The organism is Streptomyces sp. SirexAA-E, from assembly GCF_000177195.2.
GTDB classification, from domain to species: domain Bacteria; phylum Actinomycetota; class Actinomycetes; order Streptomycetales; family Streptomycetaceae; genus Streptomyces; species Streptomyces flavovirens.
Map to the genome: position 1 here is coordinate 1660423 of NC_015953.1, position 13690 is coordinate 1674112.

The window sequence follows — 13690 nt, forward strand, 5'->3', positions numbered from 1 at the left end:
CTTTTCAATGGTCTGCACCATGGCATTCCTCCGTGCACTGCTGAGCTCCGCGCGCACGCCCCGGTCACGGCCGGGGCTGTCCGCCGCGCTGCCCGCCGACGAGGCGGTGCTGCTCGACGCACCCGACGAGCGGCTCTCCCCCGCCCTGGTGGCGGCGGCCCTGGGAGACTTCGGGCCGGCCGCCAAGCTCCTCGCCGGCACCCGGGACGCCGCCGACTGGGAGACCCGCGACCGCTGCCTGGCCCGCCTGGTGGCGTTCGCGGACAGCCGCGACGGCTGGCTGACCGACTGGCTGGCGGCCGCGCCGGGCGATCCGGACGCCCTGCTCGTCAAGGCGGAGCTGGCGGTCCGCCGGGCCTGGGCCTCCCCCGCCTACGCGGAGCTCCTGCGCGAGGTGGGGCCGCTGATCACGGCGGCGGCCGAGGCGGACCCGCGGGACCCGGTGCCGTGGCGGCTCGCGCTCGACCACGCCCGGGGGACGCACGCCCCGCACACCGTCTTCGAGACCCTGTGGGAGCAGGCACTGCTCCGTTCCACCCACCACTACGGCTGCCATGTCGCCGCGCTCCAGTACCTCTCGGCCGCCTGGTACGGCTCGCACCGGGAGTGCTTCGACTTCGCGGAGCGGGCGGCCGAGGACGCCGTCGCCGACTCGCTGGTGCAGGCCCTGCCGGTACGGGCGGCGTTCGCGCTGCTGAGCGACGCCGCGGCCGCCGGGCGGGCCACGCCCGTGCAGGGGGAGCGGATCGACGCGGCCGCCGACCTCGCGATCGGGCTCTCCGCGGTCTTCCCGGCCGGTGATCCCTGGCCCGCCGAGGTGCGCAACCTCCTCGCCTGCGTCCTGGTGGCGCGAGGACGCGCGGACGAGGCGCTGGAGCAGTTCCGGCTCATCGGGCCGTACGCCACGTCGTTCCCCTGGGCGGCGGTGGCGGACGACGCGCTGGGCGGATTCCTCGACACCAGGACGGCGGTACGGCTCCGGGTGGCCTCTTCCGCCCCCTCGCGCGGACGGGCCGGCCGCCAGGGGGTGTGAGGGCAGGATCCGGGCGCCCGGGGTACCGCCCTCAGCGCCGTCCTTCCGCCGCGGTCCCGGGACTCCCGGGCCCTGCCGCGCGCGTCAGGACGCACGCGGCGTCCCGCGCCCGGAGCGCCGGTTCGGGCGTGCCGAGGACAGCCGCGGTGACGATCGCCCCCTCGGCGAGGAGGGCGAGCTGGTCGGCCAGTTCGACCGGCCGGCCGGCCGCCGTCACGAGCTGGGCGAGGTAGCCGTGGAAGGCCCTCTTGTGGTGCCGGGCCCGGGCCGCGACATCGGGTGAGACCGCGCTCATCTCACCGAAGGCGTTGACGAAGGCGCACCCGCGGTAATCCGGTTCCGAGAACCACTCGTACAGCCAGTCGAACACGGCGGCGATCCGCTCCTCGGGCGCCGACCTCGCCTCGACGTGCTCGGCGAGGACCCGCAGCCACCGTGCGTCCCGCTGCCGCAGGAACTCCAGCACGAGCGCTTCCTTGGACGGGAACAGCTGGTAGAGGCGCTTGAGCGACACCCCGGACGTGTTGCGCACGGCGTCCATCCCGACCGCCTGGACACCCCGGCTGTAGAACAGCTTCTCGGCCGCGTCGAGCACCCGCTCACGTGCCGCGGCGTCCCGATCAGCCATCTGCGCCCCCTCGCATGGAGAACCGACGTTTGCATGGAGAACCAACGTTCTCTACGTTAGCAAGCGAGGTCGAGAACGACCGTTCTCAATGAGGACCTCCAGGACCTCACCGGACCTCGGTGAGGCGGGAGCGCGAAGGAGCTGAGCCGACATGGCCGACGAGAGCCGCCCGCCGGTGCCGCCGTTCACCCGGGAGACCGCCGTCGAGAAGGTCCGATCCGCCGAGGCCGCGTGGAACACGCGGGACCCGCGGGGTGTGTCGCTGGCCTACATGGCGGACTCCCGCTGGCGCAACCGCACGGAGTTCGCCACGGGCCGCGACGAGATCGTCGCGCTGCTGACCCGCAAGTGGAACACCGAACTCGACTACCGGCTGATCAAGGAGCTGTGGGCGCACGACGGCAGCCGCATCGCCGTGCGCTTCGCCTACGAGCACCGCGACGACGCCGGGAACTGGTACCGCTCCCTCGGCAACGAGAACTGGGAGTTCGACGAGCACGGCCTGATGCACACGCGCCACGCCTCCATCAACACCCTGCCGATCGCCGAATCCGAGCGCGCGTTCCTCTGGCCGCCGGGCCGCCGCCCCGACGGCCATCCCGGCCTGAGCGATCTCGGCTTCTGAGGACGCCTGAGGGGTGCGGCACGCGACCCGCCGCACGTCACCGCGGACGGATCGGAGCGGATCGGGGCCGCGAGATCATGCCGTCGCCCCTCTGGCGTCCATCTCGGTCACACCCCATTAGGCTTGAGCGCTGTGACCACCGCTCGTCTTCCCCTCTTCCCGCTGAACGCGGTGCTGTTCCCCGGCCTCGTGCTGCCGCTCAACGTCTTCGAGGAGCGTTATCGCGCCATGATGCGCGAGCTCGCGACGACCGATGAGGACGCACCGCGCCGTTTCGTGGTCGTCGCGATCCGCGACGGCCGCGAGAGTGCCCGCACGGGCACGGGGATGCCCGCCGCGGCCCCCGCCCCGGGCACCGACGAGCGAGCGCCGGGCGAAGGCTTCGGCCCCGACCCGATCCAGTCCTTCCACCGGGTGGGATGCGTCGCGGACGCGGCGAAGATCCGGGAGCGGGCCGACGGCAGCTTCGAGGTCCTGGCGACCGGCACCGTCCGGGTCCGGCTGCTCTCGGTCGACGCGAGCGGCCCGTATCTCACCGCCGAGGTGGAGGACCTCCCGGAGAATCCGGCAGCGGAGGACGACGAGGCGCGGGGGAAGTCCGCCCAGGAGGAGGCGGCGGCCCTCTCCGAGGGCGTCCTGAGAGCCTTCCGCGGCTACCAGAAGCGGCTCGCCGGAGCCGGCGAGCGCTCCCTGACCACCGGTGCGGACCTGCCGGACGACCCCTCGGTGGTCTCCTACCTGGTGGCCGCGGCGGCCGTACTGGACCTCCCGACGAAGCAGCGGCTGCTCCAGGCACCGGACACCGCGACGCGGCTGCGCGAGGAGCTGGCCCTCCTGCGCAAGGAGACGGCCGTCATCCGGCACCTGCCGTCGCTGCCGGCCGTCGACCTGACCCGCGCCCCGACCCACCCCAACTGACCGAGGACCCCGGCCGTGGCGAAGAAGCCGAAGAAGCAGCAGCCGGGCGGCACCCCGGCGACGGTCGCGTTGACCGCGTCGGGCACCGCCTTCACGGTCCACTCCTACGACCACGACCCGTCGTCCCCGTCGTACGGCGAGGAGGCCGCCGAGGCGCTCGGCGTCTCTCCGGACCGGGTGTTCAAGACGCTGGTCGCCGACGTGGACGGTGAGCTGGTCGTCGCGGTGGTGCCGGTGGCGGGTTCGCTGGACCTGAAGGCGCTGGCGGCCGCGGTGGGCGGCAAACGGGCCGCGATGGCGGACCCGGCGGCCGCGGAACGCACCACGGGCTACGTCCGGGGCGGCATCTCCCCGCTGGGTCAGCGCAAGCGCCTGCGCACGGTGCTGGACGCCTCCGCGGAGGGCCACGCCACGATCTGCGTCTCGGCAGGCCGCCGCGGCCTGGAGGTCGAACTCACCCCCACGGCCCTGACCACCCTGACCCGGGCGACACTGGCGCCGATCGGCCGCGCGTAACGTCCGGGGGCCCGGCCCTGCCCGCCCGGGCGGGGGCCCACTCAGCCCGTCCCGCGTTCTAGGACCGCCGCGGCCACCCGTCCGCAGTCCCGCTCGCGCCACCGTCGGCCCCCGCCCCGGAATCCCCCTCGGCCCCGGCGCCGGAATCGACCGACGCCGACGGACCGTCCACGACGCCGGCCCCGGCCCCGGGGGCAGGCGCAGGCCCGAACGCCTGTCCCGACCCCCAGAACTCCCACTCCGGCTCGGGATCCCTCGGCCCGAACACCCACGTCAGCAGCAGGTGCACGATCATCGCCGCGATCGGCCAGGCCAGCACCGCCGCCCCCACCGCGTGCAGTTCCAGCGGCGCGTCGAACGTCACGCCCTTGCCGGCCTCCTTGGCATGGGCCACCACGTCCGACGTCGGGCCCAGCCACGTACCCACCCCCCACGCGAGCAGCGAGCCGAGCAGTCCGCCGAGAGCGAGTCCCACCACCAGCGGGATACCTCCGCGCCGGCGCAGGAGGAAGACGGCCACCGCGGACACCAGACCGAAGGCGAGGGCCAGCAGCACGAAGGTGCCGTCCGCCCCGATGGCCTCCTCGCCCTCGCTGTCCTTGAGGTACACGGCCGTGTCGTCGGAGACCAGCGGCACGCGCGGCGCGAGCCACAGCCACAGCAGACCGAGCAGGAGTCCCGCAGCCGTCAGCAGCAGGGCGGTCACGGCTGCCCGCACCAGTTCCGCGCGCCGCTCCGCCGCGGTGGGCGGCACCAGGCCGCCGGACGCGAGACGGGACCCGGAGGGCGGAGCCTGCCACGGGTCGTGGGGGTCGGGCTGATGCGGCGGCGTCAACGGTGCGGTCACGGTGACATCGTGCCAGGCCGCCCCCGCCGATGCCTCACCGGACCGGCCACGCCCGGCATGACGCGGCCGCGTCCCGCCAGGACTCAGCGCACCGCGGCCCGCCGGTACGCCCACGTGGCCACGGCCAGCGACAGCACGCCCACGGCGGCGCACACCGCGAGGTCGAGCGCCACGACGGCCCAGTCCGGGTGGGCGTCGAAGGACCGGGACAGCGCCTCCACCCCGTACGTCGACGGCAGCAGGTCGCGTGCCCAGCCGACCGGCCCGGGAAGCCGCTCGGCCGGCAGGACGCCCAGCAGCAGCGCCGCGGACATGCCCAGCTGCCCCAGCAGCGTCGCCAGCTCCGCCCGGGGCGCCAGCAGCCCCAGCGCCGCCCCCAGGCCGGACAGGGCGGCCCCGGACAGCGGGATGACGGCGACGAGGACCCAGAGGTGGGTCAGCGGCAGCCCGAACAGCACACTGCCCGCCACCGCCGTGACCACGGTCCCCGGCACGGTGAAGGAGGCGTACGCGCCCGCCGCTCCCAGCACCACCGCGGCCGGCGGCACCGGCAGCGTGGCGTAGTGGTCGAGGCCGCCGCCCGCCCGGAGCTGGCCGAAGTACTGGGCGAGCAGGTTGAGCGCGACGAAGGCCACGACCAGCACGCTGGAGCCGGCGACGACGGCCCGCGCCTCCGTGCCGCCGTCGACGACCCCGCGCATCAGCACCATGATCCCGATGGACTGGAAGGTCGCGACGAACAGGAGCGGGATCCGGGCCACCCGGGCCCGGGAGAGCTGCGCCCGGTAGACGGCGGCCAGCGAGGGCAGCAGCCGGGCCCGCGGTGCGAGGGGCGCGGGAGCGGTGCGGGCTGCGGGGCCCGGCCGGCCGCTCGTGGTCCGGGCCGGCCGTCCGGACACCTTCTGTACGGCCTCCGCGGGAACGATGCTCGTCACCGGGTGCAGCCCCCCTTCGACTTCGAACAGTTCGTGTTCACGCCTTCACCAGCCCTCCGGCGGCCCCCGCCGTCCGTGCCGCGTCCCCGCCGAGCGCCAGGTAGACGTCCTCCAGACTGGGCGTGGCCAGCGTGAAGTCGTCCAGCGAGGCGAACGCGGCCCCGCCGGTCACCGCGGCGACCGCCGCCCGCGCCTCGTCCGGGCCGAGCCGCAGCACCCACCGGCGCCCCGACTCCTGCGCCGACGCGCGGAGCGCCGCCACCTCCGGGACGTCCAGGGGCGCCCGCTCGCGCCACACCAGCTCGACGCGGACCTCGCCGGCCACCCGCTCCTTGAGCCCGGTGGGGGTGTCGCAGGCGATGACCTTGCCGCACTCCATGACCGCGACCCGGTCCAGGACCGTCTCGGCCTCGATCACGTTGTGGGTGACGAGCAGGACGGTCGTGCCGTGCTCGGCCCGCCTCCGGTCGACGGCGGACCAGACGGCGCGCCGGGCGACCGGGTCCATGCCGGTCGTCGGTTCGTCGAGGACGAGGAGGGGCCGCTCACCGACGAGCGTGGTGGCGAAGCAGGCGAGCCGCCGCTGGCCGCCGGAGAGCTTCTTCAGGGGACGCCCGGCGAGCGGGGTGAGCCCCAGCTCCTCCAGTACGTCGTCCCGCGCCGCCCGCGCCTCGCGGACCGGCAGCCCGCGCAGCCGTCCGGTGGTCTCGGCGGCGAGGGAGACGGTCAGCTCGTCGAGCGCGGTGGACTCCTGCCCGAGGTAGCCGACGAGCCGGGAGGCCCGCTCGGGGTGGCGCACGAGGTCGTGTCCCAGCACCTCGACGCTGCCGGAGTCGGGCCGCATCAGCCCGGTGAGCTGGCGTACGAGCGTCGACTTGCCCGCCCCGTTCGGCCCGAGCAGTCCGAAGATCTCACCGCCCCGGACGTCCAGGCTGATCCCGTCGGTGGCGCGCACCTCGGGGGTGGCGGCACGGCCGCGTCGGCCGCGGACGGCCGGGTAGGTCTTGACCAGATCACGCACCGCGCACACGGTCCCGGTCCGTACCTGTGCCTGTGCTGCGCCCGTACTCACGAGGTACGAGAGTACGGGGTCGGATGCCCCGTATTGCGTCCGGGTCCGGCAGGCGCCGCCACGCCCGGGGCCGGCCTACTCGCCCGCCGGGGCGTGTTCGGCGGCGGTCGTCACGTCGATCTCGCGCCAGAATCCCGCCCGGATGGCATAGCGGTCGTGCTCGTCGATCTGGTCGTCCTTGTGGGCGAGCAGCCCGAACCGGGCCGCGTAACGGAGCAGTTCGCCGTCGATCCGGTGCGGGATGCGGGGGTACATGGTGGACAGTTTCTGCAGGTGGACCGTTTCCGGGAGGCGTTCCATCCAGCGCCGGGCGAAGACCTGGCCGACCTCGAAGGGGTCGCCGCCGACGGTGGTGATGTCCTCCTCCCGGTCCGCCCAGCGCTGTTCGGCGCTGGTGAGCTGGGCGAGCGTCGGCAGGGACGCGGTCTCGGGCGGCTCGCCGAGCGGTCCGCCGCGCTCCACCCACCCCTTGTCGGACGACCAGCGCAGGGTGGCGTTGCCGACGGGATGCTGTGCGGGGGCGGTGGTGGCCCGGTCCCCGGCGGCGCGGAGGGCCGCCAGGTCCTTGGGGGTGGGGACGCCCTTGGGCTGGGGGGCGGGGTGCGGCTGCGCGGGGGGCCGGGCGGCCGGTTCGGCGGTGCCGTTGCGGGCGGCGGCCTGCGCCTCCGACGCGCGCTCGGCCGATGCGGCGAGCGCGGCCTCGGGCAGCGGCGCGGAGAGGATCGCGGCGATCTCGGGGCGGGGGACGGGCGGGGGCGGGCAGACGCCACCGGTGTCCTTGGCGCGGACGGCCTGGGTGATCCAGGCCCGGTCGAGCACCCGGCGTTCGTCGGCCTCGGCGACGAGGTCCTCGGACTGGTTGTAGTCCCCGTCGGCGGCCTGGACCGCCCAGAGGTGGACGGCAACGCCGTGTTCCTTGGCGGACATCAGGCCGGGCAGCAGATCGCCGTCTCCGGTCACCAGCACCACGTCGGAGCAGGCGCGGTTCCTTGCCAGTTCGGTGAGTTCGGCGTGCATCGCCGCGTCGACGCCCTTCTGGGCCCACCGTCCGTCACTGCGGGTGAGGGCTCCCAGCCGAACCGTCACCCGGGGCATCACCCGCAGCCGGCGGTGTTCGGGCTGCGGTACGCGGTCGGGGGCGCCGTCGAACCAGTAGATACGGAGCAGGGGTTGCTCCGTGTCGGCCTCGGCCCGCAGACGAAGTCCCTGGATCAGGGCGGCGTGATCGACGGTGATGCGGGAACGGGCGGGCTCACCGGCCAGCAGACTCGCGGCTGCGCCCAGCAGGTAGCCGGCGTCCACCAGGACGACGCAACGGTCCACGCGTTCCACCCTCTTCCAGGAATTCGGGAACGGATCGGCGGACCTGGTCGTGGGGGGTGGGTCCGCTGTCCGGGGTTCGCTTACTCAGGGTTTCCTTCGAGTCTGCCCGACGGAACGGGCGTTAACGTCCGGAACTCGATCATCGGCGTGGCGGATCGGGAAAACGGCGCATGATACAGGCCGAATTACACTGAGTGATGATCCAACATGCGGCTTATCGGGTGGTATGTGAATCTGACAGCGGTCCTGGCCCGCACGATTCCCCACAGGAGGCATCACCCATGGCCAAGAACAAGAACCGCAAGCAGGGCGGTCAGCACGACCGGGTCTCCACCGCCGAGCGCGGCGCGGACGACGCCAAGTCGTCCTCGTTCGAGTCGCAGGACCGGTCGCAGGCCCAGTCCAGCCCCGCCGACGTGGCCCGCAAGCACCAGCGCCGCTTCGGCCACAACTGACGCTTCCCGCAGACCGAGAGGGGCGCCCCGCCAGTGGCGGGGCGCCCCTCTCGCGGGTACGGACGGTGGTCTCAGCCGGCCAGGCAGGACGGTCCGAGCAGCACCTTCAGGTCACCGAAGAGCGCCGGGTCGGGCTTGACGCGGTGCCGGTCGAGCCTGAGGACGGTGGTCTTGCGGGGGCCCTGGAGCCTGATGCGGACCTCGGTGTCGCCCCGGTGGTTGCCGAGGACCTCGCCGAGCCGGCTCACCATGGGCGGCGTGACCCGGACCGTGGGGATGGTCAGCACGACCGGCGCGTTGGTCCCGGCGTTGGAGATGTCGGGAACCTGCATCTCCATGGCGACCAGGCGCGGCACGTCCTCCCGCTTGTCGAGGCGCCCCTTGACGAAGACGACGGTGTCCTCGACGAGCTGGGTGGAGACCAGCTGGTAGGTGGCGGGGAAGAACATGCACTCGATGGAGCCCGCGAGGTCCTCGACGGTGGCGATGGCCCAGGCGTTGCCCTGCTTGGTCATCTTGCGCTGGAGACCCGAGATGATGCCGCCGACGGTGACGATCGCGCCGTCGGCGTGCTCGCCGCCGGTGAGCTGGGAGATCGAGGCGTCCGACTTGTCGGAGAGCACGTGCTCCAGCCCGAAGAGCGGGTGGTCGGAGACGTACAGGCCGAGCATCTCCCGCTCCTGGGCGAGCAGGTAGGACTTCTCCCACTCGATGTCGGAGAACTCGACGTCGAGCCCGAAGCCCGGCTCGTCGCTCTCCTCCTCGCCCATGCCGCCGAAGAGGTCGAACTGCCCCTCGGCCTCCTTGCGCTTGACCTGCACCACGTTGTCGATCATCGGCTCGTGGTGGGCGACCAGGCCCTTGCGGGTGTGGCCCATCTCGTCGAAGGCGCCCGCCTTGATGAGCGATTCGACGGTGCGCTTGTTGCAGACGACCGCCTCGACCTTGTCCAGGAAGTCCGGGAAGGTGGAGTACTTCCCCTTGGCCTTGCGGCACCGGATGATCGAGTCCACGACGTTCTGCCCGACGTTGCGGACGGCGGTGAGCCCGAAGAGGATCACGTCGTCACCCTGGGCGGCGAAGTTGGACTCCGACTCGTTGACGTTCGGCGGGAGCACCTTGATGCCCATGCGGCGGCACTCGTTGAGGTAGACCGCCGACTTGTCCTTGTCGTCCTTGACGGAGGTCAGCAGCGCCGCCATGTACTCGGCCGGGTAGTTGGCCTTGAGGTAGGCGGTCCAGTAGGTGACCAGCCCGTACGCCGAGGAGTGCGCCTTGTTGAACGCGTAGCCGGCGAAGGGCACCAGCACGTCCCAGAGCGCCTGGATCGCCGCGTCCGAGTAGCCGTTCTTCTTGGCGCCGGCCTGGAAGAGGACGAAGTTCTTCGCCAGTTCCTCGGGCTTCTTCTTGCCCATCACGCGGCGCAGGATGTCGGCCTCGCCGAGCGAGTAGCCGGCGATGATCTGGGCGGCCTTCTGGACCTGCTCCTGGTAGACGATGAGGCCGTAGGTCAGGCCGAGCGTCTCCTTGAGCGGCTCCTCCAGCTCCGGGTGGATCGGGGTGATCTCCTGGCGGCCGTTCTTGCGCTCGGCGTAGTTCGTGTGCGAGTTCATGCCCATCGGGCCCGGCCGGTAGAGGGCCGAGACGGCGGAGATGTCCTCGAAGTTGTCGGGCTGCATCTGGCGCAGCAGCGAGCGCATGGGGCCGCCGTCGAACTGGAACACCCCGAGCGTGTCACCGCGGCAGAGCAGTTCGTAGGTCTTGGGGTCGTCCAGCGGCAGGGCGAGCATCTCCAGGTCGATGCCCTTGTTGGCCTTCACCATCTTGATGGCGTCGTCCATGATCGTCAGGTTGCGCAGGCCCAGGAAGTCCATCTTGAGCAGGCCGAGCGACTCGCACTGGGGGTAGTCCCACTGCGTGATGGTGACGCCGTCGGTGTGCCGCACCCAGACCGGGGCGTGGTCGACGATGGGTTCGCTGGACATGATCACGCCTGCCGCGTGCACGCCCATCTGCCGGACGAGCCCCTCGACGCCCTTGGCGGTGTCGATGACCTTCTTGACGTCCGGCTCGTTCTCGTACATCCCCCGGATCTCGCCCGCCTCGCCGTAGCGCGGGTGCTTGGGGTCGGTGATGCCGCTGAGGTCGATGCCCTTGCCGAGGACGTCGGCGGGCATCGCCTTGGTCAGCCGGTCCCCCATCGCGTAGGGGTAGCCGAGGACGCGGGCGGAGTCCTTGATCGCGTTCTTGGCCTTGATCTTGCCGTAGGTGCCGATCATGGCGACCTTGTCGGCGCCGTACTTCTCGGTGACGTACCGGATCACCTCGACGCGCCGGCGCTCGTCGAAGTCGATGTCGACGTCGGGCATGGAGACGCGCTCGGGGTTGAGGAACCGCTCGAAGATCAGTCCGTGGGTGATCGGGTCGAGGTCGGTGATGCCCATGGCGTACGCGACGATCGAACCGGCCGCGGAGCCTCGGCCGGGGCCGACCGCGATGCCGTTGTTCTTGGCCCACATGATGAAGTCGGCGACCACGAGGAAGTACCCCGGGAACCCCATCTGGATGATGATGTCCATCTCGTACTCGGCCTGCTTCTGCCGGTCCTCGGGGACACCGCCGGGGTAGCGGCGGGCCATGCCGACCCGGACCTCCTCCTGGAACCAGGTGACCTCGGTGAAACCGTCCGGGATCTCGAACTTCGGCATGAGGTCGCGCTTCTCGAACATGCCGGTGGTGTCGATCTGCTGCGCGACCAGGAGGGTGTTGGCGCAGCCCTCCTGCCAGGCGTCGGAGGAGTCGACGGCGTACATCTCGTCCGTCGTCTTGAGGTAGTAGCCGGTGCCGTCGAAGCGGAAGCGGTCGGGGTCGGAGAGGTTCTTGCCGGTCTGGATGCAGAGCAGGGCGTCGTGCGCGGTGGCCTCGTGGGCGTACGTGTAGTGCGAGTCGTTCGTCACGAGCGGCGGGATGCCCAGCTTCCTGCCGATCTCCAGCAGCCCGTCGCGGACCCGGCGCTCGATCTCGATGCCGTGGTCCATCAGCTCCAGGAAGTACCTGCCCTCACCGAAGATGTCCTTGTAGTCGGAGGCCGCCTGGACGGCCTCGTCGAACTGCCCGAGGCGCAGCCGGGTCTGCACCTCGCCGGAGGGGCACCCGGTGGAGGCGATCAGGCCCTCGGACCACTGGGAGATGGTCTCCTTGTCCATGCGCGGCCACTTCTGCAGCCAGCCCTCGGCGTACGCGTCCGAGGAGAGCTTGAAGAGGTTGTGCAGACCGGTGCTGTTCGCCGCCCAGATCGTCTTGTGGGTGTAACCACCCGAGCCGGAGACGTCGTCGCGCTTCTGGTGCGGCTGGCCCCACTGGATCTTCCGCTTGTGCTTGCGCGACTCGGGGGCGACGTACGCCTCGATCCCGATGATCGGCGTGACCCCGGCCTTCTGGGCCGAGTGGAAGAAGTCGTAGGCGCCGTGGAGGTTGCCGTGGTCGGTCATGGCGATGTGCGACATGCCCATCGTGTTCGCCGCCTCGAACATGTCCTTGAGCCGCGCGGCACCGTCCAGCAGCGAGTACTGGGTGTGGACGTGCAGGTGCGTGAAGGGCGGCTTGCTCACGGCGCTGTGCCTCCGGGAGAACGGGCGAGGACGAGTGGGGGGACAGCGTGGAAGTCTACGTCCTGGCAGTGACGGACGACGGGCACTCCCGGCGGCGGAGGGGCGTGGCGGGGGCGGCGGCTCCCGTCCCCGGCGGCCCTGTGACCGGGTCGGTGCGCACGGCGGCCGACCACAAGGATTCGGCCAGCTGTTGATCGGTTTCACGCCCACCTGACGCGCCGCGTACCCGTGCCGGCCACCGGATCCCGCGGACCGCGCCCGCACCGGCCGGACCCTGGGCCCGCGGGGGCCCGGACGGCCGTCCGGCGGCGGATCACGCCTCCCGGCGGCGGCCCGGCCCCGGCGCGCAAAACGGTTGGCAGCACCGCCCTTCCCTTGTACGGTCCCGTGCTGATCATGAATCCGAACCGAAGGGGACGACCATGAGTCGCCGCGTCACGCTGACCGTTGCCGCCTGTATAGCCGCCGGAGCCTCGCTCCTCGTCACGCCCGCCCACGCGGCCGAGAGCACCACGACCGCCACGGCGCGGTCGTCGTCCGACGTCTCGATCACGGCCAGTGACCGGGTCAAGTGCACCAGCCTGAGCAACGGCCAGCTCTGCATCTCCCTGAACACGAGCCCGTCGCGCATCGAGATCATCTACACGAAGAAGGCCGGCACCTCGACCATCAAGGCGAACCTCGGCTTCCGCTCGTCCAGCACGTCCTACGGCCCGCTGAAGACCATCTCCGGCGGCGAGCGCGCCGTCTCCACCTGGAACATGAGCTACCCGTGCGGGAAGAAGTACGTCGGGCTGATCAAGGTGCAGGGACAGGGGACCTTCGAGACGCCGGCGGCGACCCCGCCGTGCGCCTGACCCCGTGACCCGGCGGCGGGACGCGGGCGTTCCGCGCCCCCTGACGGGCGGCCCGGACGGCACACCGGACACCCTCCGCACACGGAGCACCCTTTAGGCCGTCTTCACCGGGCCGCATGGGACACTCCTGGGTGATGGACGCATCCGGTACGCATCTCAGAGTCGTTCGTGCGGCGCTCTTCACGGCTCTCGTCGTGACGCTCTCCGTCACGTCCCACGTGCTGCTGTCCCGGGCGCCCCTGCCGCTGACCGTCGTCGGGCTGACGTCCGGCGCGGTCTTCTCCGTGGCCTACGTGCTGGCGGGCCGGGAGCGCGGCTTCGGAGCCATCGCCGGACTGCTCGTCCCGCTCGAACTGGCCGCCGACACCGTCTTCACCAGCGGCCAGAACCTCTGCTACGGCGCGGCGGGCGGCCCGATCACGGGTTCGTTGCGCTCGGTCGGGGTCGATGTGCTGTGCGGAAACGGCGGCATCGGTCCCGCGGCCGCGACGACCGGCGACGCCGGTGGGGCCCTCGGGCCGGTGTCCGACTCCGGCCACGCGGCGGCCGCCCTGCTGGCCTCGCCCGGCCCGGCCGTGCCATGGCTGCTGCTCGCCGCCCACGTGGCGGTGGGACTGCTGGCCGCGGCCTGGCTGCGGCACGGCGAGTCGGGCCTCGCGGCCCTGCTGCGTGCGGCCGCCGCCACCGCCTTCCGGCCGCTGCTCGTCGCGGTCGCCGCCGCGGGGGCCGCGGCGCGTCCCGTCCGGCCGGGCGTCCGCCCCGCCGGGCGGCCGGGCCCGCTCCTCCCGGCCCGCCTCCTCGTGCACTCCGTGGGACGGAGGGGGCCACCGCGTTCGGCCGGCGTCTTCGCCTGAGCACGCGGTACACCCC

Annotated in this window: 13 protein-coding genes; 7 read left to right on the forward strand and 6 right to left on the reverse strand. The window is 72.3% G+C overall.

What is annotated here, in order from left to right; translation table 11 throughout:
* Window positions 1-7: 7 nt before the first annotated feature.
* Complete coding sequence (locus tag SACTE_RS07310; RefSeq protein ID WP_014045387.1) at window positions 8-1033, forward strand: hypothetical protein; 1026 nt, start codon at window positions 8-10, stop codon at window positions 1031-1033.
* 31 nt (window positions 1034-1064) lie between these two features.
* On the opposite strand, the gene SACTE_RS07315 is transcribed toward SACTE_RS07310, so the two are convergent.
* Window positions 1065-1661 carry a TetR/AcrR family transcriptional regulator gene (locus tag SACTE_RS07315; RefSeq protein ID WP_014045388.1) on the reverse strand — a complete coding sequence of 199 codons (597 nt, stop codon included), beginning with the start codon at window positions 1659-1661 and terminating at the stop codon, window positions 1065-1067.
* A gap of 151 nt (window positions 1662-1812) precedes the next feature.
* Between SACTE_RS07315 and SACTE_RS07320 the strand changes: the two genes are divergently transcribed.
* The 3 genes from SACTE_RS07320 to ybaK all read left to right on the forward strand — a co-directional run bounded on the left by SACTE_RS07320 (window position 1813) and on the right by ybaK (window position 3720).
* Window positions 1813-2286: a nuclear transport factor 2 family protein gene (locus SACTE_RS07320; RefSeq protein ID WP_014045389.1), complete on the forward strand. Its 474-nt coding sequence runs from the start codon at window positions 1813-1815 to the stop codon at window positions 2284-2286.
* A gap of 132 nt (window positions 2287-2418) precedes the next feature.
* A complete protein-coding gene (locus tag SACTE_RS07325; protein ID WP_014045390.1) occupies window positions 2419-3204 on the forward strand; it encodes an LON peptidase substrate-binding domain-containing protein in 786 nt (261 codons plus the stop codon).
* A gap of 15 nt (window positions 3205-3219) precedes the next feature.
* Complete coding sequence (gene ybaK / locus SACTE_RS07330) at window positions 3220-3720, forward strand: Cys-tRNA(Pro) deacylase (protein WP_014045391.1); 501 nt, start codon at window positions 3220-3222, stop codon at window positions 3718-3720.
* 58 nt (window positions 3721-3778) lie between these two features.
* On the opposite strand, the gene SACTE_RS07335 is transcribed toward ybaK, so the two are convergent.
* The 4 genes from SACTE_RS07335 to SACTE_RS07350 all read right to left on the reverse strand — a co-directional run bounded on the left by SACTE_RS07335 (window position 3779) and on the right by SACTE_RS07350 (window position 7906).
* The gene (locus SACTE_RS07335) at window positions 3779-4567 is read right to left on the reverse strand and encodes a DUF2567 domain-containing protein (RefSeq protein ID WP_019992775.1); all 789 of its coding nucleotides are present in this window, start codon (window positions 4565-4567) and stop codon (window positions 3779-3781) included.
* Between the two features lie 83 nt (window positions 4568-4650).
* On the reverse strand, window positions 4651-5502 hold the full coding sequence (locus tag SACTE_RS07340) for an ABC transporter permease (RefSeq protein WP_014045393.1): 852 nt from the start codon (window positions 5500-5502) through the stop codon (window positions 4651-4653).
* Window positions 5503-5539: 37 nt separating this feature from the next.
* Complete coding sequence (locus tag SACTE_RS07345; protein ID WP_014045394.1) at window positions 5540-6532, reverse strand: ABC transporter ATP-binding protein; 993 nt, start codon at window positions 6530-6532, stop codon at window positions 5540-5542.
* Window positions 6533-6649: 117 nt separating this feature from the next.
* Complete coding sequence (locus SACTE_RS07350) at window positions 6650-7906, reverse strand: NYN domain-containing protein (RefSeq protein ID WP_019992774.1); 1257 nt, start codon at window positions 7904-7906, stop codon at window positions 6650-6652.
* 272 nt (window positions 7907-8178) lie between these two features.
* On the opposite strand from SACTE_RS07350, the gene SACTE_RS34535 reads away from it, so the two are divergent.
* A complete protein-coding gene (locus SACTE_RS34535; protein ID WP_014045396.1) occupies window positions 8179-8352 on the forward strand; it encodes a hypothetical protein in 174 nt (57 codons plus the stop codon).
* 71 nt (window positions 8353-8423) lie between these two features.
* Here SACTE_RS34535 and dnaE read toward each other — a convergent pair whose 3' ends face one another.
* Window positions 8424-11963 (reverse strand): DNA polymerase III subunit alpha, encoded by a 3540-nt coding sequence (gene dnaE / locus SACTE_RS07355; protein ID WP_014045397.1) that lies wholly within the window; start codon window positions 11961-11963, stop codon window positions 8424-8426.
* 422 nt (window positions 11964-12385) lie between these two features.
* Between dnaE and SACTE_RS07360 the strand changes: the two genes are divergently transcribed.
* Both SACTE_RS07360 and SACTE_RS07365 read left to right on the forward strand, forming a co-directional pair.
* Window positions 12386-12820 carry a hypothetical protein gene (locus SACTE_RS07360; RefSeq protein WP_014045398.1) on the forward strand — a complete coding sequence of 145 codons (435 nt, stop codon included), beginning with the start codon at window positions 12386-12388 and terminating at the stop codon, window positions 12818-12820.
* Between the two features lie 134 nt (window positions 12821-12954).
* On the forward strand, window positions 12955-13674 hold the full coding sequence (locus tag SACTE_RS07365; RefSeq protein ID WP_014045399.1) for a hypothetical protein: 720 nt from the start codon (window positions 12955-12957) through the stop codon (window positions 13672-13674).
* Window positions 13675-13690 lie beyond the last annotated feature (16 nt).